Below are 18163 nucleotides of genomic sequence, written 5' to 3'. Positions count from 1 at the left end.
GTCGAAGCGCACGTCACCACCGCGTCACCCCGCGGCGCCGCAGCGCTCCGTGTCGATCTCCGCCAAGGTGGCGTCGTTGTAGCGGGACCCGTGCACGGTCGCCGCGTTCAGGACCCGTCCGGCCGCCTCCAGCGCCTGTGCGGGCACGTCGAGTTCCAGAACGGCCATGTTCTCGCGCAGGTGGGCGATGGAACGCGTGCCCGGGATGGCGACGACGTGTTCGCCGCGCGACAGTACCCACGCGAGGGCCAGTTGCGCGGGAGTGCAGCCCGCGTCGCGGGCGATGTCCGCGATCCGGGCGTGCAGCACCAGGTTGGCGGCGTAGTTGTCCGCGGCGAAGCGCGGCATGTTCCGCCGGATGTCGTTCTCCGGCAGCGTCGCCGGGTCGGGCGGCGCGGCCGTCAGGAAGCCGCGCGCGAGCGGGCTGAACGCGACGAGGGCGACGCCGAGTTCGGCAGCCGCGGCGAGCGTGCCTTCCTCCGGGTTGCGCGACCACAGGCTGTACTCGTTCTGCAGCGCCGTGATCGGGTGCACGGCGTGCGCCTTGCGCAGCGTGTCGACGGACACCTCGGAGAGCCCGAGCGTGCGCACCTTCCCGGCCGCGACCAGTTCGGCCATCGCGCCGACGCTGTCCTCGATCGGGACCCGCCGGTCGTACCGGTGCAGGTAGTACAGGTCGATGACGTCGGTCCCGAGCCGGGTCAGGGCCTCGTCGGCCGTGCGCCGGATGGTCTCGGGGCGGCCGTCGATGACACGCTTGCCGTTGACGCCGGTCATGCCGCACTTGTCGGCCAGCACGATCGCGTCCCGGTGGTCGGCCAGTACGCGGCCGACGAGTTCCTCGTTGGCGCCGAAGCCGTAGAGCGCGGCGGTGTCGAAGAGCGTGACGCCCTCCGACACGGCCGTGCGCAGGAGCCGTTCCGCGTCCTCCGTGGTGGGCGCGATGCCGTAGGCGTGGCTGACGTTCATGCAGCCGAGCCCGATCGCGGGGACCTCGAAGGGGCCGATCCGGCGCGGCGCGCGGGCCGGACCGGCCACCGGGGCGGGGGTCACGCGGTCGCGGCAGCGGTGAGCTGCGCTTCGAGGGCGGCCAGTGTGCGGTAGCAGGACAACACCTGGGCGATGGACGAGTTCGGCTCGCGGCCTTCGCGGATGGCGGCGACGAACTCGCGGTCCTGGAGTTCGATGCCGTCCGTCGAGACGTCGACGCCGCTGACGTCGATCGGCTCTTCCTTGCCGGTGAACAGGTCGTCGTAGCGGGCGATGTAGGTGCCCGTGTCGCCGATGTAGCGGAAGAACGTGCCGAGCGGCCCGTCGTTGTTGAACGACAGCGACAGGGTGCAGATGGCGCCGTTCTGCGCGCGCAGCTGGATCGACATGTCCATGGCGATGCCCAACTCGGGGTGGATCGGGCCCTGGACCGCGTTGGCCTGCACGATCGGCGAGCCGGTCTGGTACGCGAACAGGTCGACGGTGTGCGCGGCGTGGTGCCACAACAGGTGGTCGGTCCACGAGCGCGGCCGGCCGAGCGCGTTGAGGTTCTCGCGGCGGAAGAAGTACGTCTGTACGTCCATCTGCTGAATGCCGTACTCGCCGGCCTCGATGCGGCGCTTCACCCACTGGTGGCTCGGGTTGAACCGGCGGGTGTGCCCGACCATCGCGACCAGGCCGGTGCGCTGCCGGGCTTCGAGGCAGGCCTCGGCGTCGGCGAGCGAGTCGGCCAGCGGGATCTCCACCTGGACGTGCTTGCCGGCTTCCAGACACGCGATGGTCTGCGCGGCGTGCATCCGGGTGGGGGTGGCGAGGATGACGGCGTCCACGTCGTCCGTCGCCAACACCTCGTCCAGCGAGGCGACGCCGCGGCCGACGCCCTGCTCGGCGGCGAACCGCTCGGCGCTCTCCAGGCTGCTGCTCACCACGGCGACGACCTCGACGCCCTCGATGCGCTTGAGCGCGGCCGCGTGCTTGGCGCCGAACGCGCCGCCTCCGGCGAGGGCGATCCGGACGGTCTGCTCGTCAGTCATGACACTCCTTCGGCGGGCTCCGCGGCCCGCGGGTGGTTTTCCAGGATCAGGTGGCCGACGGCGGTGTTGGACGCCGGCACATGGTAGAAGCGGTGCTTGACCTCGACCTCGCCGGTGCCGTCGATGTCGCTCAGCGCGCCGCGCGCGATCAGCCACATGACCAGCTCGATGCCCTCCGACCCCGCCTGCTCGACGTACTCCAGGTGCGGCACCCGTGCCAGGCCCGCGGGGTTCTCGATCAGCTCGTCGAGGAACGCGTTGTCCCACTCGCGATTGATCAAACCGGCGCGCGGGCCCTGGAGTTGGTGGCTCATGCCGCCGGTGCCCCACACCTGGACCCTCAGCGGCTTCTCGTAGGACTCGATGGCCTTGCGCAGCGCCTGGCCGAGCTTGAAGCACCGGGCACCGGACGGCGCCGGGTATTGCACGACGTTGACGAGGAACGGGATGACCCTGACCGGCCACTTCTCGACGTCGCCGAACATCAGCGACAGCGGCACGGTCAGGCCGTGGTCGACCGGCATCTCGTTGACGAGTGTCAGGTCGAAGTCGTCCTGGATGAGCGAGTGCGCGATGTGCGCGGCCAGGCCCGGGTCACCCTCGATGCCGGGGACCGGGCGGGGGCCGTAGCCCTCGTCGGCGGTCGGGTAGGCGGCGCCGGTGCCGAGCACGAACGTCGGGACGATCGACGAGTCGAACGCGGTGGCGTGGTCGTTGTAGACCAGGAAGACCACGTCGGGGAGGTCGTCCCTCTCCCACCGTTTGGCGTAGTCGTAGCCCGCGAAGAGCGGCTGCCAGTACGGCTCTTCGGTCTTGCCGTGGTCCAGCGCCGCGCCGATCGCCGGAACGTGCGAGGTGAACACCGCGCTGGTGATCACCGCGTGCTCGGCGGCCGGCGTCCGGTCGGCGTAGGCGGCGTCGAGGACGGCGTGGTCGATGCGGTTGCCCTCGAGGGAGCGGCCGCCGCCGACCATCATGTCGCGGTATTCCTGCTCGGTCATGCCGGTCATCGACCCGGCCATCTGCTGGAACGACAGTCCCAGCGCCGCGCCCCACTTCGCGAGGAAGTAGATGTTGCCGCCTTCGCGCATCGCGGCGTTGAGGTCGCGGTCGAGCAGCGCCTGCTTCTGCGCCTCACGCAGCGGCCACTCGTCCAGGTAGGCGCGCTGGTCGGCGAGGAAGCGGGCGCGGTTGTCCGCCTTCATCAGCGACATGCAGAACTGGTTGAGGTGGTATCCCTTCGCGGCCTGCTCCGCGTCGAAGATCGTCGTTCCCGGAACCAGTCGGTACGTCCGGTCCAATGCCATGGCGGGGCTCCAATCGTCCGGCGGTCAGCCGGCGTCCGGCCAGTACAGGCGCATCGGGTTGTCCACGAGCAGCTTGTGCCGGAGTTCCGGGGTGGGTGCGATGTGTGGGATGAAGTCGACCAGCAGGCCGTCGTCCGGCATGTGGTCCTTGAGGTTGGGGTGCGGCCAGTCGGTGCCCCACAGCACGCGGTCGGGGAACTCCTCGACGATGCGGCGGGCGAACGGGACGACGTCGCGGTAGGCGTTCCGCTCGCCGTCGAGGGCGCGTGGGCCGCTCTGCGAGAGACGCTCCGGGCAGGTCACCTTGCACCAGATGTCCGGGCGGGCCCGCATGAAGTCGACGAATGCCGCGAACTCGGGGCCGTGCGGGTCCTTGGTGACGTCGGGGCGGCCCATGTGGTCGACGACCAGCGGCACCGGGATGTCGAGGAAGAAGTCGCGCAGATCGGCGAGGTCGGCGGCCTCGAAGTAGACGACCACGTGCCAGCCGTACGGCTTGATCCGCTCGACGACGTCCCACAGGTCCTCGCGCGGCGCCGCGTCGACGAGCCGCTTGACGAAGTTGAACCGCACGCCGCGGACGCCCGCCTCGTGCAGCTCGCGCAGCTGCGCGTCAGCCACGCCGGGCTCGACCGTGGCGACGCCGCGGGCCAGGCCGCCGCAGGCCCGCAGGGCGTCGACCAGGGCGCGGTTGTCGGCGCCGTGGCAGGTCGCCTGCACGACCACGTTGCGGGTGAGGCCGAGGTGGTCGCGGAGCGCGAAGAGCTGCGCCTTGGAGGCGTCGGACGGGGTGTACTTGCGCTCCGGGGCGTACGGGAACTCCGCGCCGGGGCCGAAGACGTGGCAGTGCGCGTCGACGGCGCCTTCGGGGAGTTCGTAGCGCGGGCGGCTCGGGTTCGCGTACCAATCGAGCCAGCCGGGGGTCTTCTCGAACGTCTCGGTCATGGTCAGTCCTCGTACCGCAGGCCCAGCTCGGCCAGCGGGCCGCGCATGCCGTACATGTCCAGGCCCAGCTCGCCCTCGCGGAACCGCTGCCGCTTGCCTTCCTCGTTGGCCTCGCGCTTCGCGGACGCGGCGGCGACCTCGGCGGCGCGCTCGCGCGGCACCACGACGACGCCGTCGATGTCGGCGATCACGACGTCGCCGGGACGCACGAGGGCGTTGGCGCAGACGACCGGCACGTTGACCGAGCCGAGCGTGGCCTTGACGGTGCCCTTGGCGTTGATCGCCCGGGAGAACACCGGAAAGTCCATCTCCTCCAGGTCCGCGACGTCGCGCACGCCGCCGTCGATGACCAGACCCCTGGCGCCGCGGGCGCGGAACGATGTGGCGAGGAGTTCGCCGAAGAAGCCGTCCTCGCTCTCCGTGGTGCAGGCCGCGACGACGACATCGCCTTCCCGGACCTGCTCGGCGGCGACGTGCAGCATCCAGTTGTCGCCGGGCTGCAGCAGAACGGTCACCGCGGTCCCGCACAGGCGGGCCTTCGGGTAGACGCCGCGCAGGTACGGGCGCATCAGGCCGACGCGGCCCATCGCCTCGTGGATCGTCGCCACGCCGAACGCGGACAGCGCGGCCACGGCCTCCGGGTCGGCCCGGGTGATCGCCGTGTGGACGACGCCGATCTCGGTGTGCTCCATGTGTTCCGTCTCCTGGGCTCGGCGGGTCAGCGGCCGGCCGCGGCGAGGCGGTCGGCGAGGCGGGGGTAGACGCGCAGGGCATTGCCGGAGTAGACGGCTTCGCGCTCGGCGTCGGTGAGGTTCGTGGTGGCTTCGACGTACCGCTTGGTGTCGTCGAAGCAGTGCCCGGTGCGCGGGTCGACGTCGCGGACGGCGCCGATCATCTCGCTGGCGAAGAGCACCGAGCGGCTCGGGACGACCCGGGTGAGCAGGTCGATGCCGGGCTGGTGGTAGACGCACGTGTCGAAGAAGACGTTGTCCAGCAGCGTCTCCGGGTCCGGCTTGCCGAGCGCCATCGCCAGACCCCGGAAGCGGCCCCAGTGGTAGGGCACCGCGCCGCCGCCGTGCGGGATGACGAACCTCAGCGTCGGGAAGTCCTTGAACAGGTCGCCCTGGATCAGCTGCATGAACGCCGTGGTGTCGGCGTTGAGGTAGTGCGCGCCGGTGGTGTGGAAGGCCGGGTTGCACGACGTGCTGACGTGGATCATCGCCGGGATGTCGTACTCGGCCATGGCCTCGTAGATCGGGTACCAGCTGCGGTCGGTCAGCGGCGGGGCGGTCCACTTGCCGCCGGACGGGTCCGGGTTGAGGTTGACCGTGACCGCGCCGAGTTCCTCGACCGCGCGGCGCAGCTCGGGCACGCACGTGGCCGGGTCGACGCCCGGCGACTGCGGCAGCATGGCGCCCATCGCGAACCGGTCCGGGTAGAGGGTGCCGACTCGGTACACCAGGTCGTTGCAGATCCGCGCCCAGACCGAGGAGACCTCGAAGTCGCCGATGTGGTGGGCCATGAAGCTGGCGCGCGGCGAGAAGATCGTCAGGTCGCTGCCGCGCTCGTCCATGAGCCGCAGCTGGTTGCCCTCGATCGCCCGGCGCAGGTCGTCGTCGCCGATGACCAGGTCGTCGGGGTCGGGAGCGTCGCGCGGGTCGCCGACCGCCGCCACCTGCCGGTCCCGCCATGTTGCGAGCTGCGGCGGGGCGGTGGTGAAGTGCCCGTGGCAATCGATGATCATGCGTGCTCTCCTCGGGGTCGCGCGTCGGGCGGGTCAGGCGTTCGGGCGGGTGGGCCAGCCGGTGTACTGCTCGGCCAGGTAGGTGCGGCCGGCCCGGGTGCCGACGACGTTGTCCAGCTCGCCGAGCTGGCGGCGCAGGTCGTAGTCCGAACCGCCGGGGGCGGTGTGCAGCATCCGGGTCATCCAGTACGAGAAGTTCTGCGCCCGCCACACCCGTTGCAGGGCCTGCGGCTGGTAGTCGTCCAGCGCGTTCTCGCCTTCGGCGCCGAGCGCCCGCACCAGCACCTTGGCGAGCACCTTGACGTCGTGCAGCGCCAGATTGAGGCCGCGGGCGCCGGTGGGGGGCACGGTGTGCGCGGCGTCGCCCGCCAGCACCATCGAGCCCCAGCGCATCGGTTCCTGGACGAACGAGCGGAACTTCAGCACGGACTTCTCGAAGACCGGGCCCTCCTCGAGGCGGAAGCCGTCCGGGCCGGCCACCCGGGCCTGGAGGGTCTCCCAGACGCGCTCGTCCGGCCATGCGTCGACGGACTCCTCGGGGTCGCACTGGAAGTACATGCGCTGCACGGTCTCGGTGCGCTGACTGATGAGCGCGAAGCCGTGCTCGGAGTGGGCGTAGATCAGTTCGGGCGCGCTCATCGGCGCCTCGGCGAGGATGCCGAACCAGGCGAAGGGGTATTCCTTGCCGTAGCGCACCCGGCGGTCCTCGGGAACCAGGCCGCGGCACATGCTGCGCGAGCCGTCGGCGCCGACCACGTACCGGGCCCGGATCTCGTGCCGGGCGCCGTCCGCCGTGCTGTAGCGGACCCGCGGATCGTCGGTGGTGATGTCCAGGACTTCGGTGTCCGCGACGCCGAACCGGACCGTGCCGCCGTCGCGTTCGCGGGCGTCGGCGAGGTCGATGAAGACGTCGGTCTGCGGGTAGAGCCACACCGACTCGCCGACGAGTTCCCGGAAGTCGATGCGGTGCGCCCGGCCGCCGAAGCGCAGCTCGATGCCCTCGTGCTCGTAGCCGTCGCGCAGGATCCGGTCGGAGACACCGGTTTCGACCAGGTCGCGGGCCACGTCGGCTTCGAGGATGCCGGCGCGCTGAGTGGTCTCGATCTCGTGCCGGGTGCGCGTGTCGAGGGCTATCGTCTCGATCCCGGCCCGGCCGAGCAGGTGCGCGAGCATCAGGCCGGCCGGACCGGCCCCGACGATGACAACGGGGACCGGCGTGACGGAATCGACGGCGGCATCGGCCATGGGGTTCTTCTCCCGGGTGACTGCTGAACTGCGCGGTTACCCGGAACGCTGGCAGTCCGCCCCCTCCGCGGTCAGCCCCGTTTCCGTCAGGCGGAAACAAACGCGGCCGGTGTTCCGACCGGTGCCGCAACCGGTGTGCCAGGCCGTGTCCGGTGGATCCTGGTGGCTGAGGTCGCGTCGTCCGGTGTCGTGGCTCGGCGTGCCGGAGAAGCAGCCGCACAGTGGTTCCATTCGGCTGTTTCTCCGGTGCGGCGAGGTGCGGTGCCGGGCGGCGCGGCCCCACCAAGACCCGCCGGACACGGCCTGGCTAGGCGGTCGTCTTGGCGCGTCGGCCCAGCTCGTCGGAGATGGCGAAGGCGGCCCGCAGGGCGGCTTCGCGCAGGCCACGCAGCCGGCTCGCGTTGCCCGCCGCGATGACGATGCCCAGTGCCGCGGTCACCGGCCCGGTACGGCCGATCCGCACCGCGGCGGCCACCGCCGTCGTGCTCTCCGACAGCTGCCGGTCGCTGACGAAGACCTGTTCGTGGCGGATCCGGACCAGCTGCTCGCGCAGCGCCTTCGGGTCGGTGACGGTGTGCGGGGTCCAGGACCGCAGCGGCCCGTCCAGGACCGCGTCCTGGATGTGCCGGGGCGCGTGCGCGAGCAGCACCCGGCCCATGCCGGTGGAGCCGATGGGGAACCGGGAGCCGACCATGGTCAGCAGCTCGACCGAGTGGTGCCCGGCGATCCGTTCGACGAACACCAGCTCGGTGCCTTCGCGCACGGCGAGCTGGACGTTCTCGTGGGTGCCCTCGTACAGGTCCTGCATGAACGGCAGCGCCACGTCACGCAGGATCTGCGTCTGCGGGCAGCCGGACGCGATCTCCCACAGGCGCAGCCCGACGTGCCACGAACCGTCGTCGCCGCGTTCGATCGCGCCCCACCCGGCGAGTTCCATGACCACGCGGTGCGCGGTGCTCACCGGCAGGTCGGTGCGCTGGGCGATCTCCGACAGCGTCTGCCTCTGGTGCTCGCGGTCGAAGGTCGACAGGACCTTGAGGACTTTTCCCGCCGCCGTGCTCCGCGTGGTACTCACCCGGCCAGTCTCCCAGACCGGGCGATCACGCGGACCGGTCGACGGCGTAGGCCGTGGCACGCCGTACGATCGCGCCGACGCAAGGAGGCGACAACGTGGACCGGCAGAACCGACAGATCCGTGGGCTGTCCTCGATGGCGACGCGGCAGATCCTGGCCGAGCTTGCCGAGCACATCGGGCAGGCGCACGGGATCCCGGTGGACTTCGAGGCGGGCGGCGGCGTCGCGATCGCGCAGCGGGTGCGCGACGGCGCGGCGGGCGACGTGGCCGTGTTGGCCGAAGGCGCTCTGGCGAAGCTGGCCGCCGAAGGCCACGTGCTCGCCGCCACGGTGCGCCCGCTGTGGGTGTCCCAGGTCGTCGCCGCGGTGCCGTCCGGCGCACCGGTCCCGGCCCTCGCCGGCGAAGCCGACCTGCGCGCCGCGCTGCTCGGCGCGCGGCGGATCGCCTACTCGACCGGCCCGAGCGGGACGGCCCTGATCGAGCTGATCGCCCGCCTCGGGCTCGCCGACACGCTCGGCGACCGGCTCGTGCAGGCCCCGCCGGGGGTGCCGGTGGGCACCCTGCTGACGTCCGGCCAGGCCGACCTGGCCCTACAGCAGCACAGCGAACTGATGGATCTGCCGGGCGTGTTCGTCGTCGGGCCGCTGCCCGGGGAGACCGCCATCGCGTCGACGTTCAGCGGCGCGGTGATGGCGGCGTCGGACGACCCCGAGTCGGCCCGGACGGTGCTCGACCTGCTCGGCTCGGCGGCCGGCGCGGCAATCGCCCGGGCACGCGGGATGCGGGCGGTGTCGGTCTGAGGCGCCCACAGCCAGGACGAGTTCGCCGGAAGTGCCGCGGCTCGGTGGCAGCCGGTGCGCTTCCGAGGCGGCGTCCGACGGCGGGACCGCGTGCACGCGCGGCGCCGGATCCGTTCGGGAGTGCCGCCGTCGGGGCCGGCCTTCGGGCGCGGCCCCGACGGGTCGGGCGCACACGATGTTCAGTCGAAGCTGTCGTGTACGACGATGCCGCGCGTCATGGTCGTCCGGACCGTGGCGGTGTGGATCTCCGCCGCGGGCAGGTCGAACAGGTCGCGGTCGAGCACGACGAGGTCGGCGTCCTTGCCGACTTCGAGCGTGCCGGTGACGGCGTCCAGGTGGTTCACGCGTGCCGCGCCCAGGGTGGCGGCGCGCAGTGCGCCGGCGAGGCTCAGGCGTTGGCCGGGCAGCAGGGGTGGGCGTCGGGCGGCTCCGGGGGCGGCTCGGTTGACGGCGATGTGGATGCCGAGGATCGGGTCGGGTGACGAGACGGGCCAGTCGCTGCCCATCGCGAGGTGTGCTCCGTGGCGCTCCAGGGCGCGGAACGGGTATTGCCATTCGGCCTGTTCGGGGGCGAGATAGGGCAGGGTGAGGACGTCCATCTGGTCGTCGTGCTGCGCCCACACCGGCTGCATGTTCGCTGTGGCGTCCAGAGCCGCGAAGCGGGGCAGGTCTTCGGGGTGGACCATCTGGACGTGAGCGAGGTGGTGGCGCAGGTCGCGCGGTCCGTGTCGGCGTATCGCGCTTTCGACCGCGTCCAGCGCGTCGCGGACCGCGCGTTCGCCGACCGTGTGGAAGTGCGCCTGGAACCCGGCTTCGTGCAGGGCCGATACCGCCATCGAGAGTTCGGCGGGGGTGAGGAAGGACAGGCCGCGGTTCGCGGTGCGGCAGCCGTGTGTGTCCAGGTAGGGCGTCAGGGTGGCCGCGGTGAAGTTCTCGCAGATGCCGTCCTGCATGATCTTCACGGCGTCCAGGACGAGTCCTCGCGGGGCGAGCGCGCGGCGGTGCAGCAGGTCGTCGAGTTGGTCGGGGCCGAGGTCGCGGCGCCACCACAGGCACCCGCGTACGCGCGCGGTCAGTTGTCCGTGGGCGAGCAGTTCGGCGTATGCCGCGGTGGGGTCGGGGCTGCCGGGGTAGTCGCCGACGATGGCGTCCTGCCAGGCGGTGATGCCCAGGGAGTGCAGGTAGTGCTGGGCCTCCAGCAGTGCCCGGACCTCGTCGTTCCGGTCGGGTGCGGGCATGAGGCGTTCGACCAGGTGCATGGCTCCTTCGTGCAGGACCCCGATCGGGCGTCCGTCCGGGCCGCGTTCGATCCGTCCGTCGGTGGGGTCCGGGGTGTCGGCGGTGAGCCCGGCCAGTTCGAGCGCGCGCGTGTTGACCCAGGCGCTGTGGTGGTCGCGGCTGGGGAGGTAGACGGGTCGGTCGGGGACGACGCCGTCAAGGTCGGCCGCGCTCGGGTTGCCGCCGGGGAAGGCCGGCATCATCCAACCCCCGCCGGAGATCCACGCGGCCTCGGGGTGGCTCTTGGCGTATTCGGAGATCGCGTCGAGGTAGCGGGGGCGGCTGTCGTACGGCGAAAGGTCGCAGCGCAGGCGTTCGAGGCCGCCGGTGAGCGGGTGGATGTGCGCGTCCTGGAACGCGGGCAGCACCATGCCGCCGGGCAGGTCGCGCACCTCGGTGGCCGGGCCGATCCAGGTGCGTAGGTCGGCGGCCGTGCCGACTGCGGCGATCCGGCCCGCTCGGATCGCGATGGTGTCGGGGCGGGGGACGGCCGCCCCGTCCTGGCCGCCGGGCGCCATGGTGTGCACGGCGGCGCCGGTCAGGACGAGGTCGGCGAGGTGGCTGGTCAAGCACTGCCTCCGAGGTAACGGACGGCGCGGTAGGCGGTTTCGATGGCGCCGTCGACGAATCCGTGGTGGGCCTGGTCGGTGGTGGCGACGGTGATGCGGCCGACCGGGGTTCCGACGATGTCGGCGGGTGTGGGCCCGTGCGGCCAGAACGCGGCGTCGAACGGCAGGCCGTAGTACCGGGCGTAGCCGTGCGCCCAACGGTTGACGGTCAGGCCGGCGATGTCCCGGGCGGGGTCGAAGCCGGACGGGCCGAGGGCGCGGGCGAGCAGGTCGCGGATGCCGCGTTCGAGGTCCTCGAAGGTGGTGCGCATGAGTCGGCCGCGCGCCGCTTTCGCGCCCGCCTGCGCAGACATGCCGGGCACGGTCAGGCCGGTGTCCAGGTGCAGGAGGATCGGCTCGCTGGGGCCGCGGGAGAACCTGTACTTGCCGATGCTGACCGGGAAGTCCAGTGAGGCACCGTTCCAGTAGTTGTCGACGAAGCCGATCGAGTTCGCGCCCAGCCGTTGGAACGCGCGCCAGTCGCGCAGCGCGACGGTGGCGTAGAGCAGCGGGTACTTGACCGCTTGGTGGCCGGCTGCGTGCTGGGCGGGGGTGAAGTCCGGTGCGATGTAGGGGATGAGGTTGTTCCAGCAGGCCAACACGACCGAGCGGGCGGTGACTTGCTCGAGACGGCCGTTGCGGACGTACGCGACGTCGACCCTGCGGTTCCCGGGCCGGTGCCTGGCGCGGACCACGGTGCTGTTGAGGCGTATTCGACGGCGCGGGTGGCCGTGGTCGAGTTGCCCGTAGTCGCAGCGGCTGGTGACGAGGTCCTCGATGGTGCGGCCGGGGAGGGCGCTGGGGATCAGTCGGCGGACGAGCGCGCGGGCGACCGTGGCGTTGCCGTCCGGGAAGTGAAAGATGTAGGGGTCCTGTGCGCCCCAGAACCGGTTCATGGTCTTGCTCAGTCCCGGCCATGGGCCGTTCGCGAAGTCCAGCCCGAGGCCGGACGTGCCGGGGTACGACTGGGCCGCGGCGTCCAGTGCGGAGAACTGGTCGGAGTTGGCGCCGGTCCCGGCGGCCGGCAAGCGGCGCAGGTACCGGTAGGCGTCGCCGGTCAGTCCGGCGACATCGGTGAGATAGGAGCCGTAGCTGAGACCGGCGAGCCGGGCGATCTTCCGGTCGTGGGTGAGTCCGGCGAGGTAGTCCCGCGGGGCGTCGAACAGCGCGGCCAGCGGGGCCTTCGCCGCCGGGTCGAGCGGGGCGTCGGCCAGTTGCGCGGCCATCGAGGTGCCCCGGCCGCCGACCACCAGGTGGTCGCGTCCCCAGTCCTCCTTGGCCCAGAACGTGGCGCGCCGCGCGGTGCCGTGGTTGCGGTAGAAGTCCTTGTCGAACCAGTCGTCGAACCGGTCGAGGTCGATGCCGATGTCGGTCAGCAGCCGCGAGGCCTCGGGCGGGTACGTGCTGGGGAACTCGATGGACTGCGAGCCGCCGTAGCCGATGAGGGTCTCGCCACGCACCCGGAACTCGTTGCGGCGGGCGTGGCCGCCGAAGTCGTCGTGCGGGTCGAGCACCAGGATGCGCGCGTGCGGGTCGACGTCGCGCAGGTGGAAGTGCGCCGCCGACAGGCCGCTGATGCCGGCGCCGACCACGACGAGGTCGAACTCCTCGCCGGTGTCGATCGGTCGCCCGGCCTTCTCCCAGAAGGTGCCGTCGCGCAGTGCGTGGGCGATTTCGAAGGAGCCGTCCTGGCTGCCGCGCATCCCGGTCAGCGCGGGCGGGTACCCGGCCGGGCGGCCGTCCGGTCTCGCCGGACCGGTGTCGGACGGCGGCCCGGCCGGGGCGGCCGCGGCGGAGCCGGCCAGGACGGTCGGAACCGCCGCCGCCGTGGCGGCGATCGCCACGCCGTCCAGGAAGTCGCGGCGGCTGATTCGGCGCTTCATGCCCAGTTCGTCGTCGTTGCGGCCACCGGCGCCGGTGGGGCGGGCGAGGTTCGCGTCGGCATTCCCCTGGTCGCCGTCGTCTCCGTGGTCGGTGTGGTTGGTGTGCGTGTACCGGCTCATGCCGGGACCTCCTCGACGTCGGTGGTCAGGCGGGCGTATCGGGCCGGGTCGGTGGCGCGCAGCCGCAGCGCGAGCAGCACGCCGGCCGCGAAGACGATCGGCAGTGGGAGGAGCAGGACGAGATTCGTGGTGGTGTCGGCCGCGGTGAGCAGGTCCATGTGGTCGACCGCGAGCCACGTGGCCGCGGTCAGGACGAGGCCGCCGAGCAGCGGGGCGATGATCCGCACCCAGAGTGAGCCGGGTAGTTCGGGGCGGCGCAGGTAGAAGCCCACGACGGCGAACGAGCACAGCGCCTGGAGCGCCATGACGCCGATGATTCCCGGGGAGTTGAGCCAGATCAGCAGCTTGAGGAACGGGTCGAGGCCGGCCAGCGCGAACCCGGCGATGATCACCACGGACAGCGCCGTGCTCACCGCGCCCGCCACCCAGGGCGAGCGGTGGACGGGGTGGACCCGTGCCAGCGGCCGGGGCAGGACGCCTTCGCGTCCGAGGGCGAAGAAGTAGCGGTTCGCGGCGTTGTGGAAGGCCAGGATCGCGGCGAACGAACTGGTCACGATCAGCACGTTCATCACGTCGACGGCCGAGGCGCCGACGAACTCGTCGGTCGCGGCGAACACCAGGGCGGGCGGGTTCTCCCGGGCCGCGCCGGTGACCAGCGAGGGTCCGTACGCCGTCACCACGATCCAGGCGATGAACGTGTAGAACACGGCGAGGAATCCGACCGCGATGTAGGTGGCGCGGCCGACCGCGCGGCCCGCGTCCCGGGCCTCCTCGCCGTAGATCGCGGTCGCCTCGAACCCGATGAACGCGCCGAAGGTGATCGACAGGGCCCCGGCGAAGCCGTCGGTGAAGATGTTGTCCGAGCGGAAGGGTTCGACGCTGAAGCCTTCGGGACCGCCCTGCGCCAGTACGGCCACCGCAAGCACACTCAGGATCAGCACCTCGGCACCGAGTGCGACACCCAGGATCTTGGCGCTGAGCGTGACCTGCCGGAAGCCGAGCAGCCAGACCAGGGCTACGGACGCCAACGTCCAGATCCACCACGGGAGATCGAGGTGCAGCAGGTCGTCGCCGGTGGTGTGGGCGAAGAATCCGAAGGCGCCGTAGAGGCCGATGCCGATGCCGGAGTACGCGACCAGGGCCACCAGGGCGGCGCCGACGCCCGCGGGGCGGCCGAGCCCCTGGGCGATGTAGGCGTAGAACGCGCCGGCGTTGTTCACGTGTCGACTCATCGCGGTGAAACCGACCGCGAACAGTGCGAGGGCGATGCCGGCGATCAGGTATCCGGCGACCGCGCCCGGGCCGGCCACGGCGATTCCGATCGGGGCGACGCCGGCCATGACGGTGAGCGGCGCGGCGGCCGCCACGACGAAGAACACGAGGTCCCAGGTCCCGATCGCGTCGCGCCGGAGGGTCGTCCCGGAGGTCGGCCTCGGCGGCTCGGCGGCGAAGGGGGACGGCGCGGGAGTCGGGGAGGGGGAAGAAGTCGGGGAGGAGTTCATGGATGCCCCCACAAAACTATAGGGTGAAGTTAAGGGAAGTTAGCGCCCTCGGCCTCCGTTGGGAAGGGGGCGCTCGCATATGCTCGGCGGCACGATGACCACCTCGCCCCGCCCGGCAGGCCGCCCCAGGAAGGCGGTGCTGACCGCCGACACCATCCACCGGACCGCACTCGAACTCATCGACCGGGACGGTGCCGACGCGTTCTCCCTGGTCAGACTCGCCAAAGAGCTGGGCGTGCGCATGCCGTCGCTGTACAACCACGTACGCAACCGCGACGACGTCGTCCACGCCGTCCGCGAACTGATCGCGGCCGAGATCGACTCGGCCGCGCTGGCACTCTCCCCCTGGGACACCGGCCTCGCGGACTGGGCCCGCGCCTACCGCGCCGCGTTCGCTCGGCACCCCAACGCCGTGCGGCTGCTGGCCACGATGCCGGTGCGCACGCCGCGGGTCCTCGACGAGTACGAACGCGTCGCTGTCGCACTGGAGTCCGGCGGATGGCCGACCGGCCACACCCTGCGGATCATCGCCGTACTGGAGTCCTTCGTCCTGGGATCCGCCCTGGACATGGTCGCCCCCGAGCACATGATCGACCTGGCCAGCGACGCCGCGCGGTACCCGCGCCTCACGGCCGCGTTCGCGGCCGCCGCGACCGCGACCGGGACGGGCACCGGTCCCGGCAGGCCCGCCGAGCCCCGTCGAGCCGACGTCGCCTTCGAGTTCGGCCTCCGCGTCCTCGTCAACGGACTCCGCGACGAACTCGCCATTCTCACCGCGGACCCCACCGAACCGGGATGAGAACCGCGTCCTTCCTCGGCGACACGCGTCCCCCGTGCCTCGCGGACGGGCCTGCGACGTCCGCCATCAACCAGGCCACCAACAGGCGATCGAGAGAGCCGGAGCTGAACCCGATCGTCGCGAGCGGGGCGACACCCTGCGCGTCGCGGTGCCACAGGTACTCGAACCCCGAGTTCGGGTCCACCGTGCTCACAACGATCACGACCCTGAACATCTCAACGGTCGTGCGAATCGGAGATCGACCACCGTCAACGGCGTTCCAATGCTCGCCGCCCACAACGTCGAACACGCGCAGAATTCTCGGCCCGGATGCCCGCCGTGTACCGGTTGACGCGAGCCCCGACCGCAACGTGCCGGTCACGCGCCGTCCACGAACTCCACTGCCCACGGCGGAGTTCGGCGTCGTGAGCGTCAGCGTATCGACGCCGGGTGACGGATGATCGGGCATTCGCGGTGTTCGACACTCCGACGTTCCCTCGCCTCGACGATGTGGGCCTCGTCGACGGCAGGACGCTCTCACCGCGGACGAATTCGGGTGGTTGCGGGCGGGGCGCGCTCGATCCCGGCGCGGGCGGCTGTGAGCAGGTCGACGCCGGTGATGGGGGCGACGGAGCGCCGGCGCGGGCCGAAGGCGCAGCACGGTCGGCTCAGGTCCTCCAGCACGGTGTCGACGTCCCAGCGGCCGGTGAGTCCCTCGTCGGCGTGCCCGGGACGGACAGCCGGCTCCTCGCCTGGCACGGAAGCCCGCTCACCGTGATGCCACGGCGTCCGCAACCACCGGCTCCGGCACCGCCCGACCGTGCTCCTCGGGGACAACCCGCCACTCCACCGCCCCGTGGCGCCCTACGCAACCCGCCAGGGCCGGCCCGCGGACATCGCCCGGCTCGCCCGCGACAACGGAGCCACGTTCCGGCCCGTCTCCACCGTGGCACGCTATGCGCTCGATGCCGGCTATCACGTGGTTGTCGAGGGAATCCTGTACGCCGACCGCTACGGAGAAATGCTGGAGGCCCTCGTGCGCGAGCACCGCGGCACCTCCTGCTGCTACTACCTCGACGTACCCCTCGCGGAGACCATGGTTCGGCATGCGACCAAACCCGACGCCGAGTACCTCACACACGTAACCGATCAGGAGCTCACCGGCTGGTACCGCGCACGCGACGTGCTGCCCGGTGGAGTCGAGACCGTCATCGGCGCCGACAGCTCGTTGAAGGAGACGGTCGACTACATCATGCGCGACACTGGCCTCGACAGGTTGCCTCCACAGGATCTCTGATCCTGCAGGACCTTCGTCGCGTCGGCCTCCGCTGACAAGGAAACGATCAACGTTGGCGGGATGTATCCAAATCATCTCACTCGATGTCGGACCCGAAGCACACCAGCGCCTCTCCTCCGAGGTGAGGACTTTCGCCACCACACCTTCGCCCTCCAAAGTCCGCGCGGACCCGCCACGTCGCCGCCATCGGACACTGCAACGGCGGCCCCAGCCCACTCGTGTCGCTGTTCGCCGGGTACCGCGCCCTGAGTTGGCGCTGCAGTCGACCGCGTCGGCGACCTGCCAGGCCTGCCAGGTGTCCAGCCAGAGCGGCCTTGCCGCCTGGTGGATTGTGGCCTGGGGCGCGGGACCGGCCAGCGGTTTGTCGACCAGTCGGGCGAGGTGTGCGGTGCGGCGCCGGATGCGGGGGCGGCGGGCCGGGGGCGGAACATCGTGGTCATCAGTGTCGGCGGATGTCGATGGAGACCACGTCTTGGGCGTAGCCGTCGGCGTCGACGAGTCTGCTCATGAGGCGGATCGGGCGCAGGACGAGTTTGCGGTCGGTGGTTTCGAGTTCCGGGAGTGACTGGCCGAGTCGGGTGTCGAAGAGGTGGATGTCTTCGAGGTCGCGGAAGACGGCTTTGAAGACGAGGTTGTTCGAGCCGGCCACGGAGGTGACGGCTTTGATGGTGGGCATCGCCGCCAGGGTGGTGGCGGCGGTGACGAGGGAGCGGGCCGGGGTGCGGGCCGAGTACCAGGCGGTGAGGGGGGTGGTGGTCTGCGCTGTCGCGACCTCGACCATCATGCGGAGTGCACCCAGTTTGGTCAGCCTGGCCAGGCGTCGTCGGACGGTGGCCTCGCCGGCGTCCACGTCGGTGCTGAGAGCGCTGAGCGGGCGTCGGCCGTCGCGGCTGAGGGCGAGGCACAGTGCCCAGTCGAGGTCGTCGACTCGGTCGGTGGCGCTGCCGAAGTGGCCGGGGTCCGGCACGGGGAGTCTGCTGAGGGCGGCTTTGTCGAGGGTGCCGCGTGCGATGTGGGTGCCGGACGACAGGACGGCCAGGACGGGCTGGGTGTGCACGGAGGTGACGCCCGGTATGGCGCCGAGCTGTTCCACGACGTACGCGGACATCGCGCCGATGCCGTCGGTGGCGATGGTGGCCAGGACGTCGCCGGCTCCGGCGACGACGTCCACGAAGAGGGCCTGCGGGTCGCGGGCGATCCGCCGCGCGGTCGCCGGCGCGGCGTCCGGGGCGCACGTCAGCTCGACGATGGCGGCGACGGACGAGGGCAGTACCAGCGGATAGCAGGTGACCCAGGCGGTTCCGGTGCTCTCCAGCCGGTCCCAGCGCCGGGCCGCGGTGGTCGGGTCGACGCCCACGGCCGTGCCGACGGCCGCCCAGGAGGCGCGCGGGGAGCGTTCGACCGCATGGATGACCGCCAGGTCGAGCTCGCTGAGGGCGACCGGGGCGGCGACGGAATCGGGCATGGCAGGCATCGTAGATGACGGCTTCCGGTGTTTTCGGGGAGTTCATGCCTCAACCGTCAGGATCGGAGTCCGAGGCACCCGCTGCTGCGGAA

General features: G+C 71.4%; 16 protein-coding genes. 3 read left to right on the top strand and 13 right to left on the bottom strand.

Going from position 1 to position 18163, the window contains the following annotated elements; translation table 11 throughout:
* Positions 1–24: 24 nt before the first annotated feature.
* The 8 genes from ACIBM5_RS31390 to ACIBM5_RS31355 form a co-directional block, all read right to left on the bottom strand.
* Positions 25–1053 (bottom strand): aldo/keto reductase, encoded by a 1029-nt coding sequence (locus ACIBM5_RS31390; protein WP_396009947.1) that lies wholly within the window; start codon positions 1051–1053, stop codon positions 25–27.
* A complete protein-coding gene (locus tag ACIBM5_RS31385) occupies positions 1050–2024 on the bottom strand; it encodes a Gfo/Idh/MocA family oxidoreductase (protein WP_396009946.1) in 975 nt (324 codons plus the stop codon). The genes ACIBM5_RS31390 and ACIBM5_RS31385 overlap by 4 nt, the downstream gene beginning before the upstream one ends.
* Positions 2021–3331, bottom strand: a complete 1311-nt coding sequence (gene ligA, locus ACIBM5_RS31380; protein WP_396009945.1) for a protocatechuate 4,5-dioxygenase subunit alpha — start codon at positions 3329–3331, stop codon at positions 2021–2023. Before ligA ends, ACIBM5_RS31385 begins: the two co-directional genes overlap by 4 nt.
* Before the next feature lie 24 nt (positions 3332–3355).
* Complete coding sequence (locus ACIBM5_RS31375; protein WP_396009944.1) at positions 3356–4276, bottom strand: amidohydrolase family protein; 921 nt, start codon at positions 4274–4276, stop codon at positions 3356–3358.
* 2 nt (positions 4277–4278) lie between these two features.
* Entirely contained in the window at positions 4279–4968 is a 690-nt protein-coding gene (ligK, locus tag ACIBM5_RS31370) for a 4-carboxy-4-hydroxy-2-oxoadipate aldolase/oxaloacetate decarboxylase (RefSeq protein ID WP_396009943.1), read from the bottom strand.
* Between the two features lie 26 nt (positions 4969–4994).
* Positions 4995–6020, bottom strand: coding sequence for an amidohydrolase family protein (locus ACIBM5_RS31365; protein WP_396009942.1), 1026 nt, complete (start codon positions 6018–6020; stop codon positions 4995–4997).
* A 33-nt stretch (positions 6021–6053) separates the two neighbouring features.
* A complete protein-coding gene (locus ACIBM5_RS31360) occupies positions 6054–7265 on the bottom strand; it encodes a 4-hydroxybenzoate 3-monooxygenase (RefSeq protein ID WP_396009941.1) in 1212 nt (403 codons plus the stop codon).
* 307 nt (positions 7266–7572) lie between these two features.
* Positions 7573–8340: an IclR family transcriptional regulator gene (locus ACIBM5_RS31355; protein WP_396009940.1), complete on the bottom strand. Its 768-nt coding sequence runs from the start codon at positions 8338–8340 to the stop codon at positions 7573–7575.
* A 95-nt stretch (positions 8341–8435) separates the two neighbouring features.
* On the opposite strand from ACIBM5_RS31355, the gene ACIBM5_RS31350 reads away from it, so the two are divergent.
* Complete coding sequence (locus ACIBM5_RS31350; protein ID WP_396009939.1) at positions 8436–9140, top strand: substrate-binding domain-containing protein; 705 nt, start codon at positions 8436–8438, stop codon at positions 9138–9140.
* A 179-nt stretch (positions 9141–9319) separates the two neighbouring features.
* On the opposite strand, the gene ACIBM5_RS31345 is transcribed toward ACIBM5_RS31350, so the two are convergent.
* From ACIBM5_RS31345 to ACIBM5_RS31335, 3 genes are read right to left on the bottom strand one after another with little or no spacing between them, the layout of a single operon-like run.
* Positions 9320–10987 carry an amidohydrolase gene (locus ACIBM5_RS31345; protein ID WP_396009938.1) on the bottom strand — a complete coding sequence of 556 codons (1668 nt, stop codon included), beginning with the start codon at positions 10985–10987 and terminating at the stop codon, positions 9320–9322.
* Positions 10984–13029: an NAD(P)-binding protein gene (locus tag ACIBM5_RS31340; protein WP_396009937.1), complete on the bottom strand. Its 2046-nt coding sequence runs from the start codon at positions 13027–13029 to the stop codon at positions 10984–10986. Before ACIBM5_RS31340 ends, ACIBM5_RS31345 begins: the two co-directional genes overlap by 4 nt.
* Positions 13026–14531: an APC family permease gene (locus ACIBM5_RS31335; protein WP_396009936.1), complete on the bottom strand. Its 1506-nt coding sequence runs from the start codon at positions 14529–14531 to the stop codon at positions 13026–13028. Before ACIBM5_RS31335 ends, ACIBM5_RS31340 begins: the two co-directional genes overlap by 4 nt.
* Positions 14532–14625: 94 nt before the next feature.
* On the opposite strand from ACIBM5_RS31335, the gene ACIBM5_RS31330 reads away from it, so the two are divergent.
* Complete coding sequence (locus tag ACIBM5_RS31330) at positions 14626–15330, top strand: TetR/AcrR family transcriptional regulator (RefSeq protein WP_396009935.1); 705 nt, start codon at positions 14626–14628, stop codon at positions 15328–15330.
* 516 nt (positions 15331–15846) lie between these two features.
* On the opposite strand, the gene ACIBM5_RS31325 is transcribed toward ACIBM5_RS31330, so the two are convergent.
* On the bottom strand, positions 15847–16068 hold the full coding sequence (locus tag ACIBM5_RS31325; RefSeq protein WP_396009934.1) for a hypothetical protein: 222 nt from the start codon (positions 16066–16068) through the stop codon (positions 15847–15849).
* Between the two features lie 97 nt (positions 16069–16165).
* Between ACIBM5_RS31325 and ACIBM5_RS31320 the strand changes: the two genes are divergently transcribed.
* Entirely contained in the window at positions 16166–16606 is a 441-nt protein-coding gene (locus ACIBM5_RS31320; protein ID WP_396009933.1) for a kinase, read from the top strand.
* Positions 16607–17045: 439 nt separating this feature from the next.
* Here ACIBM5_RS31320 and ACIBM5_RS31315 read toward each other — a convergent pair whose 3' ends face one another.
* On the bottom strand, positions 17046–18071 hold the full coding sequence (locus ACIBM5_RS31315; RefSeq protein ID WP_396009932.1) for an Lrp/AsnC family transcriptional regulator: 1026 nt from the start codon (positions 18069–18071) through the stop codon (positions 17046–17048).
* Between the last annotated feature and the right edge of the window lie 92 nt (positions 18072–18163).

Origin of the sequence: Embleya sp. NPDC050493, from assembly GCF_044458105.1 — a bacterium.
In the GTDB taxonomy this organism is placed as follows: Bacteria; Actinomycetota; Actinomycetes; order Streptomycetales; family Streptomycetaceae; genus Embleya.
Note: the sequence above shows the minus strand (reverse complement) of the source record. Positions and strands in the feature narration are given on the sequence as shown.

Coding starts and splice junctions, on each gene's coding strand:
- ACIBM5_RS31385 (WP_396009946.1), bottom strand. CDS start 2,024: ATGACTGACGAGCAGACCGTCCGGATCGCCCTCGCCGGAGGCGGCGCG.
- ligA (WP_396009945.1), bottom strand. CDS start 3,331: ATGGCATTGGACCGGACGTACCGACTGGTTCCGGGAACGACGATCTTC.
- ACIBM5_RS31375 (WP_396009944.1), bottom strand. CDS start 4,276: ATGACCGAGACGTTCGAGAAGACCCCCGGCTGGCTCGATTGGTACGCG.
- ligK (WP_396009943.1), bottom strand. CDS start 4,968: ATGGAGCACACCGAGATCGGCGTCGTCCACACGGCGATCACCCGGGCC.
- ACIBM5_RS31365 (WP_396009942.1), bottom strand. CDS start 6,020: ATGATCATCGATTGCCACGGGCACTTCACCACCGCCCCGCCGCAGCTC.
- ACIBM5_RS31360 (WP_396009941.1), bottom strand. CDS start 7,265: ATGGCCGATGCCGCCGTCGATTCCGTCACGCCGGTCCCCGTTGTCATC.
- ACIBM5_RS31340 (WP_396009937.1), bottom strand. CDS start 13,029: ATGAGCCGGTACACGCACACCAACCACACCGACCACGGAGACGACGGC.
- ACIBM5_RS31335 (WP_396009936.1), bottom strand. CDS start 14,531: ATGAACTCCTCCCCGACTTCTTCCCCCTCCCCGACTCCCGCGCCGTCC.
- ACIBM5_RS31330 (WP_396009935.1), top strand. CDS start 14,626: ATGACCACCTCGCCCCGCCCGGCAGGCCGCCCCAGGAAGGCGGTGCTG.
- ACIBM5_RS31315 (WP_396009932.1), bottom strand. CDS start 18,071: ATGCCCGATTCCGTCGCCGCCCCGGTCGCCCTCAGCGAGCTCGACCTG.